Below are 23,424 nucleotides of genomic sequence, written 5' to 3'. Positions count from 1 at the left end.
CTCCTGCATCTATAAAAGATACAGGAGCTTTTTCTTGCTATTAACTATTCGTTTAAAACTTTATTACTTTAGTATTATACACTTCCTCACCGGATGTGATCTGAATGATGTATAAACCTTTGCTCAGACCAGCTATAGAAACATCCGCTGCTTCATTTAATCTAACGTTCATTTGTTGCTCTATATGAACAACACCTGTTTCATCTGATATTGTTATTACATAATTTCCTGATTTAGGTAATTGCAAATGAATGTTATCTGATGCAGGATTTGGATATACATTGATCTGTATAGACTTGTTTTGCGAAAAAACGTTCATTATAAGTGCCCAAACTTTTACAACTGTATTACCATCTTCAATGGTAAGCGGATTACCGTCTACAGCAATAACTCTGCCTCCTGACAGGTCCATCGTGTTTGAACATTCCGAATAAACATAATAATTACCTTCAACCACATTATTAAATGAATATGTCCCGTATTTATCTGTTGATGTATATGCGATCACCTGCCCATTTAAATTTTTCAAATAAACAACAACACCTGCAAGCGGTGCAAAATTTGTACCTGCCAATCTATGCATTACCGGAGTTGGAGGTGTAGAATCAAAAAATACTGCACCTGAAATTGTATCGTTTCCGGCATTCCAGTTTGGCAATGCACTTGTATATGCAACCAATGCTATATCGATTACATTTGCAGAGCTATTACTTATGTGTTTGTCTCCTGCATTTAACCAGTTAGTAGCCGGAACGCTTCCTGCATAAGTTGCAAGATACGATGTTGAAGATATCGAAACTGATTCCGGTACAGCATATATTACATAATTTCCATTTGGTACAGATGAAAATTCATACACACCATTATCTACTTGTTTGATTGTATCAATAGCTATCACTCTTGGTGCAAATCCAACAACATCATATAAATATACGACACCGCGATCCAATGTATTAGCACCCGCACTCACCGTACCACTTATAGAAGATGGTGCTGCAGTAAATACGGTCAACGCATCCGATGCTGTTCCGCAAGAATTTGTAGCAACAAGTGTAAGTGTAACACTTCCTGCAGCAATATCATCTGCAGAAGGAATATAAGAAGCATTTACTAAAGTTGGATTTGGAGTGAATACGCCAACTCCGGATGTTTGCCAAAGCTGTGATGTTGCATCACTCACCGTAGCATTCAGCTGTGTAGTTACAGAAGATGTTTGATCAAGCCCTGCATTTACATGTGGCAATGAGCCGCTTTGTATCGTTACGGTTTTAACATCCGATACAGAGTTGCACCCACCATTGCTGTAAGACGATAAGGTGAATGAAATAGTACCTGCTGATTTATCAGCAGCAGAAAGTATATACAGATTCGCCAGGTGCGATTTTGAGAATATAAAACGTCCTGTCCCATTTGCTGACCAGTTTCCGCCGGATGCATTTACAACAGACCCTAGAAGCTGAACGGTATCTTTTCCGCACACAGATTCGTCTGCACCTGCACTAATGACTGGTTGAGCCGAAACAAGAAATTTAATTTTCGAAGTATTGCTAACGGTTGAACATGTATTCACTCCAGTATACGTAAGTGTTACCTCACCTGAATTGCGATCTGTTGTTGAAGGCGTATAGATAGTAGAATCTTTGCTTGCATTTGCAAATGTTCCTGTACCGCTGGTAGCCCATGTTTTGGCAGTTTCATTAATTACATAACCGGTAAGCTGAACCGAACCGCTGCATGAGATTTGATTGCTTCCTGCAAAAACAATCGGTGCAGTAAGTATATTCAGTTTTACAGTATCTTCTTGTGTACAGCCGGCAGAAGAAGTTGCTTTCAAACGAACCAACGCATACCCTCTTGTTACATCATCTGCAGAAATTCTATAACTAGTTGTAAGTATTGTGCTTCCTGTAATTGTACCTGTACCTGTAACATTAGACCATTGAAGCGTTGCTCCTGAAGATGGTGTAACGGTGCCGTTAAGTACAGCTGTATCTGTGCAAACAGTCTGATCGATCCCTGCAGAAACAGTAGGACGTGCTAAAATAGTAAGTGTGCGTGCATCAGATGCAGAGCCGCATGCGGTGCTGCTTCCTGTAAGAGTTAAGGTAACATTTCCTGCAGCAATATCTGCTGCAGATACAGTATATGGACTTGCCAATTGCGTTGGATCTGAAAAAGTGCCTGTACCGGATGTTGTCCATGCATACGTTGTATACGCACCTGTTGCATTGGAATATATCATGGTATTGGTAGGTGCAGCACAAACTGTTTGATCTGTTCCTGCATTTAATGAAACGCTGGATGCAATATTTACACGAACGGTATCCATGTGAAAGCATCCTGAAATGGGTGTGGTTCCTTTTATTTCAATCAATACAAAACCTCTTGTAATGTCTGCTGCTGAAGGTGTATATACCGTATTGGTTGCAGTAGTAGTTGAGAACGTACCCGAACCAACCTGCGTATACCATTGTAATGCAGACGCACCGGTTGCAGTAGTAGTCACCGGAATTGTTGATCCGCAAACTGTAAATTCATTGTCGGCAATAACAACTTTTGGTTGTTTATATATCGTCACGGCGACTTGAGAAGTAACTGTTCCGCAGGTACCGCCGGATGCTGTTAAGGTTAAGGTTACAGAATTATTTGTAATGTCTGCCTGACTGTATTTATAATAGGCATTTAATGCTGTACTGTTGTATACGGTACCACTGCCGGAAGTTGTCCAGCTATAGGCCGTAAAACCTCCTGTTGCAGCACCATGGAGCTGAATAGAATCCGTTTGAAAAACACATTTGTCCACAGCAGAACCAGCGCTGAGTGTACATTGCGCCTTGGTTAAAATGGGAATGCATGCCAGGCTGAATAGCATGAATCCATAGCGTAAAAGATTCTTCATAAATAAATTTCGGTTATGGTATAAAATTGATTTCAATTCATTCTGCTATTCACTAAAAAACAATGCGCAGAATAGTAAAATTAAAGATCTAATATAAAGAATAATAGTCCAAATTCAAAGATTTGATTTCAGACTATAATGATGTTCAAATAAATAACATAAGTCCGCGAAAAGCAGTATACTTACGATTAAATTTTTACGCCAAAGAAATTATTGACTATTAATTTAAATCAATGAAACATCTCCTATTTTTATTACTCACTTTTCATGTGTGTGCTTCGTATGCACAAACATGTAACGAAGTGTCTGTTTATTTCAAAACGAATAAATCTGCATTAACAAAACAGGATGCAGAAAAGATCAAACAATCGATTGCATCCCTGAAACCATTTACCTTTCAGTCGGTGCGCATCGAAGGATACAGCGACACCACGGGTTCAGAAAAATCAAACATGCTTCTTTCTCAAAAACGAATTGATGCGGCGCGGCGTGTACTCAAACCATTGATCGATACAAGTGTTCGCATTGAAACAATAAACCATGGAGAATCCAAAGCAGCCTCAACAAACGATTTAAGCAAAAACAGATATGCAAAAATTACGTTTGTATTGGATACCTTAATCAATATTGCAGAGAAAGGTAAAGGTCAAATATGGCTCAATTTAAAATCCTTATACAAGCCGGACTTATGTAATTTTCAAATCAGGGTTTGGGCATACATTCGTACTAAATCTGAATATTATTCTGCTATTCCAATAAGCGATACTTCAAACGTATACCACGTTAATACGACCAATAATTGTTTCAATGTGTATTACTTCCCTAAAGCATTTTACAATTCTATAACGCACATTGCAAAATTCCCAAAAGCTATCTCTATATATTCCTGTTCACAATCCAGGGATTCGATAAATTTTAGTGGATATGCGTCCGAATTTCAATACGACTCAATTTCGGAAAGTTACTATTTAATACTGGACTGCAATAAAACCGCCGGCGTATGTTGTGCAACCAAGGGGCCTTGTACATCTATTTTCTCTGTACCAGAAGAAACAAGTACGCATAAAACACTCCTTACTCGTTTTGCTCATTTCGGTTATCGCGAACCTCAAAACGGCGATACCTTATTTATTTCAGACAGTCTATTATGGAAGAAGTGGTACTGCGATTCTTTTGATTATTCAGATTCTATATATAGCATAGCGGTATTTAACTCTACTTATTATTATTTAAATGGGAAAATTCGCCAATATGCAGTAAATGATTCATTATACCTTAGAAGAGGGAAATTTATTTTTGAAATGCAGGGTAAAAAATATTATGACACAAGCGCAACCGCATTCGTTATACTGAAGCGGACTGATTATACATCTTTTTCATCTCCTACAAAAAAACGATTAATTGTAAAAGCCAAACGCGGTTCTGTTCCCGGTTACTATGTAAAAGAGTACGATGTTGTTGTTCCTTTTGAACATGTCCGAGGGAAAAGATATATAGGTTATGCTATAAATTATCCGACTGAATTTGGTTTGCAGCAAAACAATACAATCATTCGGGAAAAAGAATTAAACGTAAAACGGAAAGTAAAAAAATCGAAAACCGTTATACGATTAACACTTCCCAAACAATAAATGGTGAGAAATAAAAAAGGTTCGGATGACTAAATCCGAACCTTGTCTTAAAAAATGCAATACCTGCTTGACTATCTTTATTTGCTAACGATTTTAAATTCTACTCTTCGATTCAACTCTCTTCCTTTAGCAGTTGCATTGGTTGCAACAGGTTTCGATTCGCCAAAATGTTTTACGATAACTCTTTTTTTATCTACTCCGGATTTTGCAATTAAATAATCGGCAACAGCTTGCGCACGACTGCTTGATAATTTATCGTTATATGCCTTCGTACCGATTGAATCGGTGTAACCAGACAATTCAATTTTCATTGTAGGGCTTTTTTTCAAAAGAGCTGCTAATCGATCCAGTTCAGGATACGATTCTCTCTTCAATTCATATTTATTAAAATCAAAGAATACATTATTCAGTGCTACAACTTGTCCGGTTTCAATAGGCGTAATGTATAAATCCTTTTCATATTCTTTATACTCCTTCATGTTCGAAAGATCGATATTTTCATTGATCGAAATATATCCTTCCTTCTCTGCCAAATAACCATACTTAACACCCGCTGGCAATACAATTGTATAGGAAGCAGAATCATAATTTGAACTTGCAATACCAATTTCTGTTGCTGTTGTTAAATTTTCAAATGAAATTCTAACTCCTTTTACAAGCTCTTTTGTTTTGCTATTATATACATGACCATGAACCAACAACACGGGTTCCGGAGCTAACATTGCGGGAAGCTCAAGTACATACATATCTACATCTCTTGAATCTGATGCTACTTGTGATGTAAAGAATACTTGTTTGCCTGACGCACTTAAACTAAAGAAAGACTCATCATGGGAACTGTTAACTACAGGACCTAAGTTTTCCGGTGTAGACCAATTTTGCCATGTACTATCCAGACGTCTGCTCATGTATATGTCTGAACCTCCATAACCACCCAATCCGTCCGACGTAAAATAAAGTGTCTTATTGTCTGAAGCTAAAAAAGGAGCGTCTTCTATAGCATCTGTATTAATTTTATTTCCAAGGTTTAATGGTTTGGACCAGGTACCGTCTGCTTGTAAAAAGCTTACATATAAATCATTTTTTCCATAGCTATCTCCACTGCGATTGTTCGAGATCATTAATATTTTCTGGCTATTGGCCATAAAATAACTAACCATTGTGCTTTTATTACGGTCTTCATCTTCGATTTCTAAACGCACAGGTGCACTCCATCCGGTTGCTGTTTTATGTGCCATAGATACACCATCCTCCATCGTTCCATCTGCATTGTATGAATTACCTAACAATACGGTATTGCCATCGGGAGAAATAGAATTGATAAAATTTGGGTCTTTATTATTTAACGGACAGCCCATGTTATGTGCCTTACCCCACGTTTTAGTAGACGGATCCCAATTTGAATACCAGATATCTTCGAAATCTTTTTTTCCACCTACATCTGAAGGATCTCCTCTACGACTAAAGTATAAGGTCTTTCCATTTGGAGAAACAAGCGGGCCAATTTCCATATAGTTGCTATTCACACTATCGCTCATTTTTTTCGCAACCATATTCGATTTAATCAGATCGGTATCACTTTGCTGTATTTTAAAATGTTTATCATACGTTGTAATTCCTATAGCATCAATGCCTACAGGAACACCATTAGCTACAACAACTACTTTAACTGCCAATACATTGAACGTTACTTCTTGTGTTGAAATCTGCAATAAGCCATCGGGTGAAGCAAATGCATTTGCAAGAGATGCTATACGAAATTCTTTTCCGGATGCATCATATACATACACCGCAGTGATATGGCCTGCATTAAATGATTCGCCAATAATAATTTGCTTGGGAATAATAGGCTTCAGATATCCTACCTTTATAAAACTTTCTTTTTCAGTTGATTTTGGTTCCCATGCCTTAATGCTTTCTCCCTGATGCGGCAACGCATTCGGAATGCCTAATGCTTGTACAGCTGCATAATCCTTAGAGCTCTGCTGACTGGAATGTTCCAATACTTTAAATGCCCATTGAACTTGTTGGGCCGTTCCTAAAAAAGATAAGGATAATAGAATAAGTAGAAATGTAATTTTTTTCATTATAAGTGAATTTATTTTTTCACTTAACAAAGTTCAACTTTTTAAAATCTGAACTGTTACATAAAAATTACGAAGCGTTACATCTTTATTCGTGCAATGATTATACTGAAAAAATAATGCCTTCGCTAAAAGCGAAGGCATCGGTATAAGAATACACTAAATTCAATTATGGCTGTACGATTGTATTTCCATCCAGAATGATAGCAGTCTGAGCCAAAGCACGTCCTTTAAAGGTTGTGCCGGTATTAAATGTTATACCTGTTTTAGAAAGTATAACACCTTCAATATGTGATGTAGTACCTGTTGTTACAGTTCCTGCAACCTGCCAAAAGATATTTTTAGCTTGTGCACCACCTGTTAATGTTATATGAACAGCTGCACTTAATGAAAGATTTCCTGAAATCTGGAAGATCCACACATCATCTGCACTACCTGAGATAGTAACATCTGTGGGAACACTAACGCTTGTTGTCCATTTATACAATCCCGGTAACAATGTTTTACCACCTATATTACCTGTACCTAATTCTAAATAATCCGGAGTTTTTCTTCCGGCAGCATCTGTATACGCTGTTTGCATATCACTGATTGCTGTTGTAAGATTAGACGATGTAGGAGATACCATATCCGCTGCATAAATGTGCCCTGTTACTTGCGATGAAGTTGCATAACCTGTTGCGTTGGTTAAAGAAAGGCCCGTAATGTAAGAGGTTGCTGCCGGACTTAAACCAATTGCTCCTGTGATTGCAGAAGTTGGATTGTTATTAATCGCAGTCTTTGCAAGCAATACGTAATTTGCTGCTGTACGCAAGTTGACAACGGCAAGTGTTGCAGAACTGCTTCCTGTTGTAAAACTCCATACAACGTTTGATGCAAGCGCAGAACCTGAAGCATCTTTAACGCCTGTTGTAACTGTTGCTGTATAAGTAGCATTTGCATCCAACACAACAGATGGATTGAACGTTGCTGTTGTACCACTATAACTTACTGTACCGGGAATTATTGTAGATCCTTTTTTTACTACAAACGTGGATGTTGTAATGGTTGATGCATCCATAGGTTCACTGAAAGTTACTGCAATATCTTTATTGACTGGCACTCCGGTTGCCTGGTCATTTATATTTGAAGATGAAACTGTTGGCGGATTGTTTGGAGCAGGATCATTGTTATTTTTTTTACAAGCTGACACAATAAAGATGAACCCTATTGCTAGGCTTATTAAAACGTTTGAAAATTTCATGAGAGTTGGTTGGTTAGTTTCCGCAAGGGCGGACCAGTATGGAAGTGTTTCCATGAGCGTAATGTATGTAAGTCTAAAGCAATCTACTTACACATATACAGTCATTCGTTATACAATTACTACATAGTGTACTTAAAGCGAATGAAGGAGCATTTAAAATTTCAGAATTGGTATATATTCAATATTATCTAAAAAATAATTTCAATTATTCGATATAAAATAAAAAAGTCTCCCGCTATGGCAGGAGACTTTCAATCAAACATAGAGAAACTACTGAACTATTATTTTCGTCTTATTTACACGACCGTCTGTCAAAACAGATGAAACATAATAAATACCACTTGTAAGATCCGATACATTCACATCGTACTTAACTACATTTAATCCGGAAACAGTTTTCACAAGCATTCCATTCACATCATAAATATCTATTGAAGCGATCATGCCATCTTTACATTTAACCGTGATCTGATGCACCGCCGGATTCGGATGAATACTAATATCTGCAGCTTCAATAACAATATCTTTACAGGTTGTACAGCTATCAACAGAACCTTCTCTGAATGTTGTCTGACAGATACGTTTTGTACCTGGCGATGTAAAGGTATAACGAGCCAGCAAGGTGTCATATACAACCGCGTCGTTTGCAAACGTCCAGATATGTCTGCCATAACTGATTGAATCCACATACGCAGTTACGCTGGAACCATTTAACGTATAATCAAAATTAGAATAACACACAGCAGGAATCGTATCATGGCGTTCACGAATAACTTTACAAACAATACATGTATCTAAAAAACTAGTATTGTCTTGCGTGTGACATACTGTCAATTGTCCATTTGAGGGTACCAGTAAAGTTGTGTCGCCTCCGTAGTTCTGACCGCTTCGAACACCATCTGCATAATACCACCAGTAAGAATTTGGCGCTGACTCAATCGCATTTAATGCAAGTGTAGATCCTGTTAACGTATAGGTAAAATCAGAATTGCAATGTGTAGGTATGGTATCTACAGGTGGTACGGATCGGATGGTATTACATTCTTCGCAATATGCTGAATGCGGACCAACAATAGAATCTGTATACTGACGGTGACATACGGTGAAAGAATCTTGCGAAGAAATCACAAAACCGGCATCGTTCCCCCAGGTGTGTGCAGCGGTATCTCCATGGATCCACCAGTACGAATCACCTATAGCACTATTGGCATGCAGATATAGAACTGAATCTGTTAATGAATAAGAAAAATCAGATCGGCAAATCACAGGTACTGTATCTACAGGATGACTGATGGTAGTACATTCTACACAATATGCTGAACCCGGACCAACAATAGAATCTGTATACTGACGGTGACATACGGTAAACGGTTCTTGTGAAGAAAGAGCAAAGCCAGCATTATTTCCCCAGGCATGTGCATTCGTATCTCCTTCTATCCACCAATATGAATTACCGATCGTACTATTCGAATATAAAAATACAACTGTATCGGTTAATGAATAAGAAAATTCCGGACGACAGATAACAGGCGTTGTATCTTTCACAACAACTGTATGACAAATAGAACAACCTATAGCATCAGGCGCATTCGCTTTATTTTGGTACAAACACACATTGTAAGTGCCTGCTTTCGCATACGTATGTGTTGGATTTAATTCATTTGAAACATTGCCATCTCCAAACACCCATGTATAATTTCTTGCTTTTGCACTTATATGGGCAGAAGCAGAATCAACATTATGCGTTTGAAAAAATGAAACGTCAAGCGTTGATGTGATATATGTAAAATCTGCACATGCATATGTAACAGGAAGAATATGTGTTTCTGTGCAACTTTTTTTTACACCATTTATTTGCTTTTTAATTACTGTAAGTGTTACAGAATAATCTCCACTGGCGTAATACGCATGATAGGGGGTCCGTTCAGTCGAATAGGTACCGTCGCCAAAAGACCAATGTACCGATTGAATATCTGCTGCAATAGAGTCGTGCATAATAAAGCGGAACCAGTTCTTTGCACTGCTCGCGATTTTGGGAGTTGAAAATCCGGCATTGCAGCACGATGCCTGCACACTAGACGATAGCATCCCGAAAAAGAATAAAATTAAAAATGCGTTATAAATCCGTTTCATAGAAATATTTTTTGGTTGTATAGTTTAGACCGGATTTTCTAAAATAGGGTTGCCTGACCGGAAAAAATACTATTAAACCTGGGCTGTATGTAAAATCAAACAGCCATATTCTACGAAATGATTCTGATTTAATAAACATGTTTAAACTCTCATTGTATTAAATACCACGATTTTATATAACAAATCTTTAAAAAGATGTAAGCCTGAATTATATAAAAAGCCGCACATTTGTATACTAACCGTAAACATTACAGCTATGACAAAATCCATCTACAAAGTTTTCATTCAGGAGGATGATAAGAAACTTCAGAAGAAAATTGCAGAAGAGCTAAAAGACAACAATTATCTGATAAGTTTTTTTTCCAAATCAGATTCAATGTTTGATCTGTTAAATCTCAATCCGGATATTCTTATACAAGACTATACAAAAAATAAAATAGTTCGTTGCTTTGAATGGTCTAAGCCATATAATAATTAAAAAATAATTTTATTTACCATAAAAAGAGGCAGTATAAATATACAGCCTCTTTTTTTTACATTTTTTACATAATCTTATTCATCTGCATTTTTCACAGGCAAATAAATTTTAAATATTGAACCTTGCTCCAGGATACTTTCAACTTTAATATAACCGTCCAATAATTCAACTTGCCTTTTCACCAAATGCAATCCAATGCCTCTTCCGTCAACATGATTGTGAAAGCGCTTGTAAAAGCCAAATAACTTATCCTGATACTTTTTCAAATCCATACCAATGCCATTATCCTTGCATTCTATACATACGGTTGATTTGTCAACCAAACAACTCGACAACTCCACAATGGGTGCGCAATCTTCCCGCTTATACTTAATTGCATTTGAAATTAGATTGTATAAAATATTATGAATATATGATTTCACAGAATAAATTTCAGGGCATGAAGAAAAATCATATTTGAATTTTGCTTCCGTTTTTTTGATCTGAACAGATAATAAGCCGGCAATAGCAGAGCATTCATCTTCCAGATTTACAATGCTGTTATTGCTTACATTGCTGTCATGATTGGTAACTACAAAATTCAGATCCGAAATAACTTCATCTAATTTTTGAGTGGTTTTTGTTATGTGAAACAGAAACTGCTCCGTTTGGGTCGCATCTTCTTTATGATGTTTGAATATTTCTACCAAACCAAGTAAGTTGGAAATAGGGCCTCTCAGATTATGAGAAATAATATAGGAGAATTCATTCAGCTGTTCATTTTGTTGTGTTAATTCAACATTTACTTTTTTCAAATAATCTTCGGACTCTTTGTGTTTGGTAATATCAACTCCAATTAATGATACACTCGTAATTTTTGCGTTTTCATATACCGGATTAATAAATAACTCCAGATAAAAAGGAGCATCATCCACCGTGTATTGCCTTACATAATTAATGCTTTCTCCATTTAATACATGATTAAAGTGCTCAACAAAACTTGCTCTGTTTTTTTCCGGAAGAAATGTTTCAGCAAAACAATCTAATTCCAACTTATTTCCAAAAACAACCGGGCTTAACAATTCTGATTTTTTATTAAACCATATAATTTTTCGATCTAAACTTATTACTGTAATGAAATGTTCTGAATTTTCAAAAATTGTTTTCAGTGTGTGTTGATTTTTGATCAGACTTTTTTCAATCAGTTTTTGTTTGGTAACATTTCTGCAATAAAAAAATATCGAAATAACATTTCCATCTTTATTTTTCAAGGGCGATAAAAAATTTTCATAATATTTTTCTTCCCCTTCAAATTCTCCATGCGATTCATAAAAAGCAGGCTCTCCGGTTTGGATCGAACGCTGCAACCCAGCCTGCATACTCGCATGAAATACGTTCGGTATGATGTCGTAAATATTCTTATTCGAAATTGATTCAATATATTCTTTGGAGCGTGCAGGCAAGTGAACAAAACTGATATTAAAATCCATATCCAGCTTAAAAATGACATCCGGACACGCGTCAAAAAAAGCTTTATAGATTGCGTCCTGAGAAACATCCAACAATCGAGCATTTTCAGCCTTCAGTCGTTCAATTTCTTTAAGAAGCTTTTGTCTTTCTTCGTTTGTGAAAATTTCGTTTGGCATCGGGATCTCGTTGTGTAAAAGAATACTTCTGAAAGTAGTATACTATATATTTAAACAAACAATCTAAGAATTCAAAATGAATTATATCAGATCATTCATACAAGATGTCACAAACATTGCTAAAGGCTTTTATACCTGCTTTTAATCAAATATAATTTATAGCAAAAAAACATATAGCAATTCCTCTTTAAGCAAACGGACCATAGGAACAGACATTTACCGCATGCCAGATAGTCACAATCAGCAATAATACAATCTGCACTTTTTTATTATTCAGCATTTCCGCTGCATTAGCAACACTTAAACAAAGTAAAATCGGCATCAATGTAAATGTTAGGCGATCCGCATAAAAACCTAAAAGCATAAAAAAGGAACCGAAGCAAGCTAAATTTAATAGCAGCAGTCCTGTATTATTATTAAATACAAAAGCAGATCCGATTTTAATTTTTCTTCCAATCAATGTACTAACCAGCAGCACTCCAAACAACCACAGACTTGACATTGTAACAGAAAACTGAATTATATTTGAATAAAATACAGAAAAGAAATGTCTTACTGAAACAGAAAGCGTATCAAGTATCCATACAAGCTGTCGATATTGTTTTACCTCATGATTGTAATAAGCAATCCCCTTGAATTTTAAAAAAAACACCCATACCAGCGACGGTAGTGCAAAAAGTATACAGATCACAACAAGAAGCCCTGCTGAAGGAACTTTCATCAGATTGTTCTGCTCATTCAAGGTGTAACAAAGATAAAGTATACACACAGTGAACACAACCAAAAAACTACCATACACCAGCATGCCTATGCCCAACATAAAGGAGAGTATATAAAGCTCTTTCGATGACCTTCCTTTAATAAAATTCATACTGATATATATACTCAGTAACGGCACCAGAAAGGCAAGCATCTGCTGATGTGCAGTCCAAAAGAATGCCTTGGTCATAAAATTTGATGCAATAAAAACAGACAAAATAAGTATTGTAGCATATGAAACTGCCCCATCTGTTACATGCATTGCAATCTTTTCAAATAAACACAATGCCAGCAGCAGTATAATAAAATTTAAACATACATACCCTGTATACATGCTTTTGGTAAGACTCAGTTTATCTGTAAAAAGATTACTTGTATAATAAATGCCGTATCCGACCGCTGACCCAGCAATTACATATAATGGGCGGCCTTGTCTGACATAATCCTTGCGCATCAACGCAGATGGGCTGATTGCACTTTCAATAAATTCATTTGAATCAAAATTATGAATAAACCCTGCATGCCCACCAATCGGAACGTATTCACCCCAAAAAGATTCTTCACTTGTTGGTTTAGGAGAAAATAAAAAACAAAGATTGATTGCTAAAATAAGCAGGGAGAAATGTATGATTCGTTTCATTCAATAAAGATTGCAGGTGCGTTTATAAACTTTAAGAAACACCTTATTAGATTTTTAATAAAGTTAATTCAAAACTCTTCAATTAATTCAATCCCCTTATTCGGGCAACAATACTCTGAATGTTGTACCTTGCCCTACAACACTATCTACTTCTATACGACCGCACAGAACATCTACTTGTTTTTTGATCAAATGAAGACCTAAACCTTTCCCTTCAACATGTGAGTGAAACCGTTTATAAAAGCCAAAAATTTTATCTTTGAATTTCTCCAGATCAACACCAACTCCATCATCTGAAAATTCAATACATATAAATCCTGATTCATGTTTATAGCTACGAACATAGATATTTGGAGCAGTATCCTGTTTTTTATATTTTACTGCGTTCGACAACAGATTGTATAAGATATTATGAATATAACTTTTGATAGAATATACAACCGGATATGCTGAAAAGTCATACTTGACGATTGCCCTAGATAATTCAATTTCGTTTTTCAATAAAAATTGAACAATATCAAATTCCGCATCCAGATCAACGGAAGTCATAATATTTTTTTGATCACTAACCGTTAATACATTATTGAGATCTTTAATGACCGTATCCAGATGGTTGGCAGATTTAGTTATGTGAGCAACCACTTCGTCTGCTTCTTCCGGATCATTTTTTACCTGATTAAAAATTGAGATCAACCCAAGCAAAGTTACAATTGGCGCACGCAGGTTATGCGATATAATGTATGAATATTGATTGAGCTGTTCATTTTGCTGCATCAGCTCTTTATTTGCCATTTCCAGACGTGTTTCATACTCTTTACGTTCGGTATGATTATTTCCTATTAGCGATACGGCAACCAATTCATTTTTTTGATATACAGGTTGCAGCATGATCTCCAGAAAAAATGGTTTGTTTTCATACTCATACTCTCTTGTATAAGTAATAATCTCACCCTTCAGCACCTTTTCAAAATTCGCATTGAATCCGGCACGTAATTCTTCTTGCAAATAGGAATCAAAACGCTCGCCTACTTTAATGAATTTTCCAAATAGGAAAATACTTTTATCATACGCTGCTCTGTTATACCAGATAAATCTACTGTCTTTATCATACAAAGAAATGATCTGCGATGAGCCTTCAAAAAGTGCTGAAAGTTTTTGTTCGTTTTCTTCAGCCTGCATGCTCGCTATCTTTTGGATAGTTGTTTCTCTGCAAACAAAATAGGCGTGATCAATTTCTCCATTTACATTTCTAACAGCAGAAACATGATTTAGATAATACCGATGCGCCCCTCGTACTTCACCATCTGCTTCATATACGTATGTTTCTCCTGTTGAAAAAACTTTCTCCAATACGTTGCGTAATTTTTCGGCCATAGAAACCGGAGTGAGTGTAAAAATATTAATTCCTCGGAATGAGTCTAATTTCTCTACCGGATGCTCGGGTAAATGTGCCACTACTACGTTATAATCTGCATCTACCTGCAAAATAATATCCGGCGAAGATTCCAGGAAAAGTTTATACGCACTTAACTGACTATCTTTTTTCAGCAAGGCTATCTCTTCTTTTAATCGTACAATTTCCTTATGTAAGTCTTCGGTATTGGAATCCATTTGAACGCTGTATTGAAAGTCAAATATAGAAAATTATTCTTCCTTGTAGATGCCATAACGCCATTCATTTCAAATCTAAAAGAAAAGCCCTTTGACGTGCAAATAATGCATTTTTGAGTACTCCTATAGCTATTAAAACAGGTCTGGAATTGAAATTTCAGGTCTGAAAAAATTACCCAAACCAATCATACATTTTTTTTGATTCGACGAGTCTTATGAAAAAAAATGATACGCGTGAACCTTTATCGAATGTTAAAGATCTGACTTATCATACTCCGTCAAATATAATTTTATCAGGGACATAATTTTTTATACTATCTTCGATGTTCAATTTTATATGTAACCTGTTTTATGACACCATTAGCAGCTTTTGGAATCTGTATCCTGATAACATTTGTACTCATACTCTTATCCGCTGCCATTACAGGGGGCGGAGCCTTTTATATTATATATATGCTCTCCATTGCGCTCATTGAAGAAACGAGGCTTGCACGCAAACACTCTCCCGTATTCCCCATCTTACTTGTTTTGTTGATAGCAGCAGAAATAGCACTTGTGTCCTCCATTTTCTTTGGTGTGTTTTGTCTCTTTTACTCATTCTCGGATGTGCATGAAGCTGTAAGCTTAACACCTCAAATGATCGCTGCCAGACACCCGTTCTTTATTGGTCTTAATAAAATTCTACTTCTAGCACTGGTTTATTTTTTAGGCACATTTATTTATTACAGAATCCAATTCAGCAAACGGAATGCCGTGGAAGGCACGCACGCTAAATATCCCAATCCCATCCTGCCATCCATCTCATTTGTATTTGCCTTTATTTATTTGATCGCAAGCTATTATTATCTGACGGAGTATCCTTCGAAAGAATCAATAGGAATACCTGCTACGATAGCAGGCTCGTTATACGCACTCTACATCATATATTCTCTAGGAAAATCGATCTATATACATATTCGACACTACAAGTATATTTTTCCTTCATACACATTATTCCGGATCAGTCAACAGTTGATCTCATTCGCTTATAATTTCACCTTTTTATATTTTTTCTACAGCACAGCCTATATGTTGAAGCTATATTGAACCCTTTTTAATAGAACTTCATGATGGCGAAAATAAAATGTTTTGTACATTTAAATTGAAATATACCCCGGCTTCTTATTTCATTTAAATTTACCTATGCGTTTTTATCTTGTTTTATTTACAATGCTCTTTTTCATTTGTGTACCCCGATACACAAATGCTCAAACGCCTTCCAATATTGTTGATCTGCAGCAGCCCGACAAAGCGAGATTGGAGTGGTTTACCTTCGATGCCGTCAATATGCTCCGCGAACATAAGAAGCTACCAAATTTGGTTTGGGATGATGTGCTCTACAGAGCGGCCATCGATCATGCGCAATACTTATTGAGTGAAAAGAAAATCTCTCACTTCCAAACAATAAAAGGAAAAAAAACTCCTGCTGAACGTGTTAAGATTCATGGAGGATTGGCGTATACCATTGTTGGAGAAAATATTGTTGAAATAACATTGGGTGGTTTAGCATCTTCAAATGGGCTAACATTAAGTACAGCAACTTATGAAGCGGCGGCGGCTACCATGGCTACGCTATGGAAAAACTCTCCGGGCCATTATAAAAATATCATTTCAAAAAACTACAATTGCACGGCACTTGCTGTTGCATACGATAGCACGCGCCAACGATGTATTGCTGTACAGGTGTTCGGATATACAAACACACCCTCTACTACGGCTAAATTCCCCGACTACTCCGACCATTTACTGGATCTACCTAATTCAACTTTGCCTTATGGACTTCAACCATATACCTCAAAAAAACAAAAAGCTACGGATGGCTTCCAGAAAATGTATATTGATAGAGGCTATATAACAAGCACGTACAAAGACGCGAAAAAAATTTTCAAAGGACGCAGAAGCGGCATTACTCAGGAATTTATTCCGTTAAGTCAGTTTGATAGTGCGTCAACAGAGTTCTCTATGGTGCCGAATAGAAGAAACGCATTATTTGAACTAAATGGAAAACTTACTAAGCCCATATACAGAAAAAAACTGCTTAAATACTGCAGACAGCATACACCTCCGACATATTATATAGAAACATCCCTTATACGATGTTTCAGAAAAAAACCTCATTACTTTTTTTACCCACTGCAACCCAATGGTCCGGAAATTGAATTCAATCTTTTTCTCATAAAAAATAAACATCTACAAGCATACAGGTCATATATCGTTGTCCCTTCAAAATTATTAGAGACTTCATATCCACCTGTAACATATATAAAACCCTTCAAACTGCAATCTGTTCCTGACAAGTATCGAACATACAACACATACGACACCTTACATTTAAGGCTTTATTACACTTCTGGACAAACAAATTTGGATAGCTCCAAACAAATTGAAATAGCAAAGAGTTTTAATGCAATCAAAGGAAAGATTACATCAGTGCAAATAGCAGCCTTTGCAAGCATTGAAGGAGAAAAAGCGGGAAACGACTTATTGGCAAAATCACGAATGGATAATTTTATGCTGCTTGTTAAACCATATCTTGATACCATTACGATTCAGCCTAAAATAATTAAACAAGAACAATGGAGATTGTTTTACAAACAACTTGAAGGGACGCGTTTGCAGTTTGTAAAAAAAATGAAACCAGATGAAATACGTGCCTATGTAAACCAACACACATCGGATACATTGCTATCGTATTTTTTAAATCAGCAGCGCTATCTGGATGTAGCCTTAACATACAGACAAGAATTTAAAGAAAAAATAAAAACCAAAACATCAGTCGAAATATACGATTCGTTAAAAACTGAATTTTACAAATACGAAAAACCCAAACAAGAACTGGTTAATGCGTTGGAAAAAGCTCAGTTTTCAGTTTATCTTGAATGGTCGTTGCTGGACAGCACAGCTCTACAAGCTTGTGTGTTGCGCATTCCAAGGGAAGAGAAATATCCTATTTTTACATACAACGAACTTGTATTTAAATACACTGTCCAAGGTTCAATATCGGATAAAACATTTTATGACAGTATTCACGTATTTGGCAATTCTAAATATTTTCCTGCCAAATCAAAAAATGATCTGATCTACAATAATCTCGTTTTAATTTATAAGCATTTTGCTACATATGGCGACTTGAACGAGCTGATGAACTACGAAGCCATTAATAATGAAGCCTACAGAAAGTCTGAATTTTTTCTCAAGAAAAATAAGAAAGGAAAATCGAGTAACCCCAATAAATTATATCAAACAGAATATTTTGCATTAAAAGAACTTCCGGCATTTATTGCTCTTGGCAAACGTGTAAAAGCACCGGATTTTCATGAAGATGAATTATGGAAATATTATTATGTGTATACCATTCATTCCTTATATAATTTCATCCCCATGCATCCTGAAATAAATAAGATGCTTCCGGGAATTAAAAAATATTACCACCCCAATGATGCCATACTGACCGACAGTCAATGCTTGGAGCTGGCATATTTTTATACAGCGATAGACAAGTATGCGGTTGCAAAAGCTCTTATTGAACCTATTGCCACACGCACAAACCCAAATATTGAAGCGTTAAAACTTTACGTTACCCTTAGGTACGAAGATTTTGAAGACGATCATGAATATATAAAATACCTGACCGGTGAATATTCCAGATTAGGAAAAACAGAGTGGTGCGACTTATGGTTTAATCCTAATTATTTAAACTTCCTGCTGCTCGAAGATCTTAGGCTAAAAGAATTTTATAATTGTAATTGTGATAAGTAAATTAAAATGTATCTGTCGCTATCTATTTGTATTATTTAGCTATACTTATTTTCCAGATTGTATTTGCTGAATCATCCGCAACAAGAATAGAACCGTCTGGTAACACTACAACACCAACAGGACGGCCATATACTTCATCTGCATTTGCAATAAAACCAGTTAAAAAATCCTCCGGCGGACCACTAGGCTTTCCATTTTCAAACGGAACAAATACAACTTTATATCCGGAAAAAGTGGATTTGTTCCATGAGCCGTGCTGACCGATAAATGCGCCGTTGTGATATTTTACAGGAAATGTGGTTTGATTATAAAAAGCCAGACCAAGCGATGCAGTATGCGCACCAAGATTTACATCCGGAACGATTGCTCTTTTTACAAGATCTTTGCCTTCACCCTTCATACGGGGATCAAGATGCTGTCCCCAATACGAATACGGCCATCCGTAAAATCCATTTTTCTGTATACTTGTTAAATAATCAGGCACCAATTCATCGCCCAATTCATCCCGCTCATTTACTACAGTCCAAAGTGTTTTGTCATATGGATTAAAAGCCGCACCAACAGGATTGCGTAAGCCTGCTGCATAGATTCTTTTATCGCTTCCATCAACATTCATCACCAATATATTTGCGCGCATGAACTCTTCTTCAATTCCATTTTCGGCAACGTTACTAGCCGATCCAACCGTAATGTATAAGTGAGATCCGTCGTGATCTGCAATAATGTTTCTGGTCCAATGATTGTTATATCCGTTTGCCGGAAGATCCGTTATTTTCTTTCCCGCGGATGTAATAGTTGTTTGTCCTTTTGTGTATGGAAATGCAACAACTCCGTCTGTGTTGGCAACATAAAACGTATTATCAACCAATACCATTCCCAAAGGTTGATTCAAGCCTTCCAAAAACACATCACGCACGTCAGGAATACCGTCTTTATTAGTATCGCGAAACAAGGTAATGCGATCGGCACTTCCCGAACTTAATCTGCTTTTCGAATTACCGCTTACGAATGCAGCTGCTGCTTTGATCGCCCCCTTCGTGCCTGCTTCTGCAACCAATACATCTCCATTAGGCAATACATACAACCATCTTGGATTTTCCAATTTGTCTGCAAACTTCTGAACAACGAAACCTTTCGGTGCGATAGGTGTTTTCCCATCCGACCAGCCTAATGCTTTACTGAATTTCTTTGAAGATTCCGTTGCATAAGGTTCGGGCAATTCAGACGATGTGTCTGCGACACTCATAGTATCTACAGCCTCAACAGTATTATTGGTATCCGTTCCGCAAGACACTAAAAAAGCCGACGATGCAAGCAATGCAAAAAACTTTTTCATTGATTTGGTTTTTTTAATATTAAAAGAAGAATATTCTATTCCGAATATTCTTTGATAAATCATTGCTCGACTATTCGGATATAATAATCGTTACTTTATTAACCTTGTTCTCTGCTAAATTGTCAATCTTCTCTCCTGCACCAAAATTGTTTCTGTCTCCCTTTTCTGCGCTGATGTAAAAATTCAATTGCTTTAGATATTGAAAATAAATCATGCCTTTGCTATCTGTTTTCCCAGAAGCAACGGCATTTTGACTTTTTTCATAATCTTCTTTGGTTGCATATAAGGTTACTTGAACGTCGCCCTCAATTGCCCCCAATTCATTCCGAACTGTGATCTTCAAACTGGTGGGTATCATTTGCGCTGTAAAGGAACAAAATATGCAAATGGCGATAATAGATATTAAGATTTTATTTTTCATGTTCATGCTGGTTATAGCTCTTTATATTAATTTAAACAAAAAAATCAGGCCGGCAAAATTATTTTGAACGTTGTTCCTTCATTTACTACACTTTGCACTTCAATTCTACCCCCCAGCAATCCAACCTGTTTTTTAACCAAATGCAATCCCAATCCTTTTCCATCTACATGCGAATGAAACCTCTTATAAAATCCGAATAGTTTGTCACCGAATTTCTCCATATCAATTCCCAAGCCATTATCGCTGCATTCAATACATACATCCTTTTCATTTTCCATGTAACACGATACATGAATCACCGGAAGAATATAATTGCGTTTATATTTAATTGCATTTGAAATTAAATTATACAAAATGCTATGCACATAACTTTTAATAGAAAATACAACAGGGCATTTTTCAAAATGATGTACGATCTGTGCACTTGCATGGTGGATCTGTGTGCTCAATAAAAATTCGATCGCTTCGCATTCTTCTTTGATATCAATCTTCGAGAACAGACTTGTAACCTGTTCGTCGTATGAAATAACGGTATTTAAATCTTTAATAATGGAATCCAGATTGACAGCAGATTTGTAAATATGCTTCATCACTTCTTCAATCTGTATGCTGTTGTTTTTTTCCTGCTCAAATATCTGAACCAATCCCATGAGCGTTGCAATAGGTCCTCGCAGATTGTGAGAGATGATGTAAGAATATTGATTCAGCTGTTCATTCTGCTGAACCAATTCCAGATTGATGCGCTTTAAATAATCTTCGTATTCTTTGTGTTTGGTAACATTGATACCCGATAACGAAACGCCGACTACCTTATCTTGTTCAGTCACCGGACTCAGTGTATATTCCAAATGAATAGCTTGCCCATTGACATATGCAACCCGTGGATAGGTAATCACTTCACCCTGCACTGCTTTATTGAAATTTAAAATGAATAACTCGCGCTGACTTTCTTCTATGTAGGTTTCCGCACGCTCGCCCATTACCAGTGCACGTCCCAATATGGCAGGACTTCGATCCAACGCATTTTTATTAAACCAGGTGAATCGTCTTTCCAGATCAAGAATGGTAAGTATCTGAATAGAGTTTTCATAAACCGTTTTAAGTTTGCGCTCATTTTCAAGCATTACCTTTTCTGCTAATTTTTGAGAAGTAACTTCTCTGCTTATAAAGTATGTTGATAGAATATGATCGTGTTCATCTTTGATCGGTGCCAAATAGTTTTCATAATATCTGTATGCTCCCAGAGTTTCCCCTTCAGATTCATATACAACTACCTTGCCCTGCTGAACAACCTCTTCCAATGCATGCAGCATTTTTGCATGTGCGTACAATGGAGTAACATCAAAAATATTTTTACCTACAAGCATATCCAATCGTTCTGCAGGTATGTCAGGAATATGTATGATCAGGATTCTATAAGAGTTATCTAATTGAATAATGATATCAGGTGAGGAATCAAAAATAATTTTATAAGCATCGGTTTGAATCTGAATTTTTAAACGCTCCACTTCCGCTTTTAAAAATTCATTTTCTCTTTTAATATTTTCTAATTCCGAACTCATTCTATTTTACTTAAAAATTCACAAGGCTTTGTGATTGAACCAAATAATATCTAACAGCAGCTAAATATAAGTAGAAAATTGCAGCATTAATGCATCGCTATTTGTATAAGAAACGGATAAAAACAAGATTATGTTTTATTTAACTCAAATAGTGATTTATGTCATAGTGGCTAATTGAATTGATGATGTTTTAATTAATCAGAACACTTCACATTTTTCAATTCTTTCAAAATAAATACAACTCTGTATGCACAATATTTCCCAAAACGACCCCAGCGGGATCTCATATTTATAGCATCTATATATAATGGTTTTTCTACGCACAATACCGAAGGTATTTTACAAGTATATGAATACCTTCTGTATTGTGCGTGTTTTATTCGAATCTGATAAATTCTATAAACATATGACCCCGGCTGGGGTCAGTCATAACGTATTAGCTACGACAAGTCCTTGTGCCAACGAATTTGTATGAATTTATTTTGAGCATCTTGTTAAGAAAATAGTATTATTTATCAGGGTAGATTTAAATACTAGAAATAAAAACTTTCTAAAAATCTGCCTCGAAGCAGTTGCTCTGAACCAGTCGAACTAACCTCAATGCAATGAAAAACCTTATAAATAAAAAGGCCTCACATTTCTGTAAGGCCTCTCATTCGTGGGAGATACTGGGTTCGAACTATGTGCCCCTCCTGTTTAAAAAACGGGATGCTCCGAACCAGTCAAACTAATTCCCAATAAGTTGAATAATCCGCTTTCTACTTTTCCATGCTTTTACTTCCCTTTCACGCTTATATGCCAATTCTTTTGTTGTAAATTCTTCTCTGTAAGAAACAATCCAATCGCCAGTTCCTCCTGTAAAACCCTTATGATTTGAATTATGTTTTCGAAGACGCTCTTCCATAGTATCGCCTGTATGACCAATGTAATATGAGTCTCTTGTAACCGAATACAGAATGTAAAAATGAAACATGATAAAATATTTAAATAAAAACTTTCTAAAAAATCTAATTCGAAGCAGTAGAGTTGAACCAGCTGAGCCACTACTCTAAACGCTACGAAAAACACTATAAATATAAAGGCCTCACATTTCTGTAAGGCCTTTATTTGGTGGGAGATACTGGGTTCGAACTATGTGCCCCTCCTGTTTAAAAAACGGGATGCTCCGAACCAGTAAGCTACTCTCAATACAATGAAAAACCTT

General features: G+C 36.3%; 15 protein-coding genes. 4 read left to right on the top strand and 11 right to left on the bottom strand.

The annotated features are described in order from the left end of the window. Positions 1-52: 52 nt before the first annotated feature. On the bottom strand, positions 53-2,899 hold the full coding sequence (locus tag A3EE_RS0107405) for a T9SS type A sorting domain-containing protein (protein WP_018342810.1): 2,847 nt from the start codon (positions 2,897-2,899) through the stop codon (positions 53-55). Between the two features lie 233 nt (positions 2,900-3,132). On the opposite strand from A3EE_RS0107405, the gene A3EE_RS0107400 reads away from it, so the two are divergent. After that, positions 3,133-4,530 carry an OmpA family protein gene (locus A3EE_RS0107400; RefSeq protein ID WP_083921254.1) on the top strand — a complete coding sequence of 466 codons (1,398 nt, stop codon included), beginning with the start codon at positions 3,133-3,135 and terminating at the stop codon, positions 4,528-4,530. A 77-nt stretch (positions 4,531-4,607) separates the two neighbouring features. Here A3EE_RS0107400 and A3EE_RS0107395 read toward each other — a convergent pair whose 3' ends face one another. From A3EE_RS0107395 to A3EE_RS0107385, 3 genes are all read right to left on the bottom strand, one after another. Continuing rightward, positions 4,608-6,617 (bottom strand): OmpA family protein, encoded by a 2,010-nt coding sequence (locus A3EE_RS0107395; RefSeq protein WP_018342808.1) that lies wholly within the window; start codon positions 6,615-6,617, stop codon positions 4,608-4,610. 166 nt (positions 6,618-6,783) lie between these two features. Next, positions 6,784-7,857: an ice-binding family protein gene (locus tag A3EE_RS0107390; RefSeq protein ID WP_026209655.1), complete on the bottom strand. Its 1,074-nt coding sequence runs from the start codon at positions 7,855-7,857 to the stop codon at positions 6,784-6,786. 270 nt (positions 7,858-8,127) lie between these two features. Beyond that, positions 8,128-9,990, bottom strand: coding sequence for a PKD domain-containing protein (locus A3EE_RS0107385; protein WP_083921253.1), 1,863 nt, complete (start codon positions 9,988-9,990; stop codon positions 8,128-8,130). Between the two features lie 256 nt (positions 9,991-10,246). On the opposite strand from A3EE_RS0107385, the gene A3EE_RS0107380 reads away from it, so the two are divergent. Continuing rightward, a complete protein-coding gene (locus A3EE_RS0107380; RefSeq protein WP_018342804.1) occupies positions 10,247-10,468 on the top strand; it encodes a hypothetical protein in 222 nt (73 codons plus the stop codon). A gap of 74 nt (positions 10,469-10,542) precedes the next feature. On the opposite strand, the gene A3EE_RS0107375 is transcribed toward A3EE_RS0107380, so the two are convergent. From A3EE_RS0107375 to A3EE_RS0107365, 3 genes are all read right to left on the bottom strand, one after another. Then, complete coding sequence (locus A3EE_RS0107375; protein WP_018342803.1) at positions 10,543-12,093, bottom strand: PAS domain-containing sensor histidine kinase; 1,551 nt, start codon at positions 12,091-12,093, stop codon at positions 10,543-10,545. Positions 12,094-12,280: 187 nt separating this feature from the next. Next, positions 12,281-13,492: a glycosyltransferase family 39 protein gene (locus A3EE_RS0107370; protein WP_018342802.1), complete on the bottom strand. Its 1,212-nt coding sequence runs from the start codon at positions 13,490-13,492 to the stop codon at positions 12,281-12,283. 96 nt (positions 13,493-13,588) lie between these two features. Further along, on the bottom strand, positions 13,589-15,103 hold the full coding sequence (locus tag A3EE_RS0107365) for a sensor histidine kinase (protein ID WP_018342801.1): 1,515 nt from the start codon (positions 15,101-15,103) through the stop codon (positions 13,589-13,591). A gap of 351 nt (positions 15,104-15,454) precedes the next feature. Here A3EE_RS0107365 and A3EE_RS0107360 point away from each other — a divergent pair, with 351 nt between their 5' ends. Together A3EE_RS0107360 and A3EE_RS0107355 are read left to right on the top strand one after the other, a co-directional pair. After that, positions 15,455-16,189, top strand: coding sequence for a hypothetical protein (locus A3EE_RS0107360; protein WP_018342800.1), 735 nt, complete (start codon positions 15,455-15,457; stop codon positions 16,187-16,189). 96 nt (positions 16,190-16,285) lie between these two features. Continuing rightward, positions 16,286-18,901, top strand: coding sequence for a CAP domain-containing protein (locus tag A3EE_RS0107355; protein ID WP_018342799.1), 2,616 nt, complete (start codon positions 16,286-16,288; stop codon positions 18,899-18,901). 31 nt (positions 18,902-18,932) lie between these two features. Here A3EE_RS0107355 and A3EE_RS0107350 read toward each other — a convergent pair whose 3' ends face one another. From A3EE_RS0107350 to A3EE_RS0107335, 4 genes are all read right to left on the bottom strand, one after another. Further along, positions 18,933-20,237: a PQQ-dependent sugar dehydrogenase gene (locus A3EE_RS0107350; protein ID WP_026209654.1), complete on the bottom strand. Its 1,305-nt coding sequence runs from the start codon at positions 20,235-20,237 to the stop codon at positions 18,933-18,935. A gap of 70 nt (positions 20,238-20,307) precedes the next feature. Next, on the bottom strand, positions 20,308-20,658 hold the full coding sequence (locus A3EE_RS0107345) for a hypothetical protein (RefSeq protein WP_033417691.1): 351 nt from the start codon (positions 20,656-20,658) through the stop codon (positions 20,308-20,310). Positions 20,659-20,702: 44 nt separating this feature from the next. After that, positions 20,703-22,220, bottom strand: a complete 1,518-nt coding sequence (locus tag A3EE_RS0107340) for a sensor histidine kinase (RefSeq protein ID WP_018342796.1) — start codon at positions 22,218-22,220, stop codon at positions 20,703-20,705. 727 nt (positions 22,221-22,947) lie between these two features. Next, positions 22,948-23,193 (bottom strand): GIY-YIG nuclease family protein, encoded by a 246-nt coding sequence (locus A3EE_RS0107335; protein WP_018342795.1) that lies wholly within the window; start codon positions 23,191-23,193, stop codon positions 22,948-22,950. Positions 23,194-23,424: the final 231 nt, after the last annotated feature.

It is taken from the genome of Cytophaga aurantiaca DSM 3654, from assembly GCF_000379725.1.
Lineage (GTDB): Bacteria > Bacteroidota > Bacteroidia > Cytophagales > Cytophagaceae > Cytophaga > Cytophaga aurantiaca.
Note: the sequence above shows the minus strand (reverse complement) of the source record. Positions and strands in the feature narration are given on the sequence as shown.

Coding starts and splice junctions, on each gene's coding strand:
- A3EE_RS0107405 (WP_018342810.1), bottom strand. CDS start 2,899: ATGAAGAATCTTTTACGCTATGGATTCATGCTATTCAGCCTGGCATGC.
- A3EE_RS0107400 (WP_083921254.1), top strand. CDS start 3,133: ATGAAACATCTCCTATTTTTATTACTCACTTTTCATGTGTGTGCTTCG.
- A3EE_RS0107395 (WP_018342808.1), bottom strand. CDS start 6,617: ATGAAAAAAATTACATTTCTACTTATTCTATTATCCTTATCTTTTTTA.
- A3EE_RS0107390 (WP_026209655.1), bottom strand. CDS start 7,857: ATGAAATTTTCAAACGTTTTAATAAGCCTAGCAATAGGGTTCATCTTT.
- A3EE_RS0107385 (WP_083921253.1), bottom strand. CDS start 9,990: ATGAAACGGATTTATAACGCATTTTTAATTTTATTCTTTTTCGGGATG.
- A3EE_RS0107380 (WP_018342804.1), top strand. CDS start 10,247: ATGACAAAATCCATCTACAAAGTTTTCATTCAGGAGGATGATAAGAAA.
- A3EE_RS0107375 (WP_018342803.1), bottom strand. CDS start 12,093: ATGCCAAACGAAATTTTCACAAACGAAGAAAGACAAAAGCTTCTTAAA.
- A3EE_RS0107370 (WP_018342802.1), bottom strand. CDS start 13,492: ATGAAACGAATCATACATTTCTCCCTGCTTATTTTAGCAATCAATCTT.
- A3EE_RS0107365 (WP_018342801.1), bottom strand. CDS start 15,103: ATGGATTCCAATACCGAAGACTTACATAAGGAAATTGTACGATTAAAA.
- A3EE_RS0107360 (WP_018342800.1), top strand. CDS start 15,455: ATGACACCATTAGCAGCTTTTGGAATCTGTATCCTGATAACATTTGTA.
- A3EE_RS0107355 (WP_018342799.1), top strand. CDS start 16,286: ATGCGTTTTTATCTTGTTTTATTTACAATGCTCTTTTTCATTTGTGTA.
- A3EE_RS0107350 (WP_026209654.1), bottom strand. CDS start 20,237: ATGAAAAAGTTTTTTGCATTGCTTGCATCGTCGGCTTTTTTAGTGTCT.
- A3EE_RS0107345 (WP_033417691.1), bottom strand. CDS start 20,658: ATGAAAAATAAAATCTTAATATCTATTATCGCCATTTGCATATTTTGT.
- A3EE_RS0107340 (WP_018342796.1), bottom strand. CDS start 22,220: ATGAGTTCGGAATTAGAAAATATTAAAAGAGAAAATGAATTTTTAAAA.
- A3EE_RS0107335 (WP_018342795.1), bottom strand. CDS start 23,193: ATGTTTCATTTTTACATTCTGTATTCGGTTACAAGAGACTCATATTAC.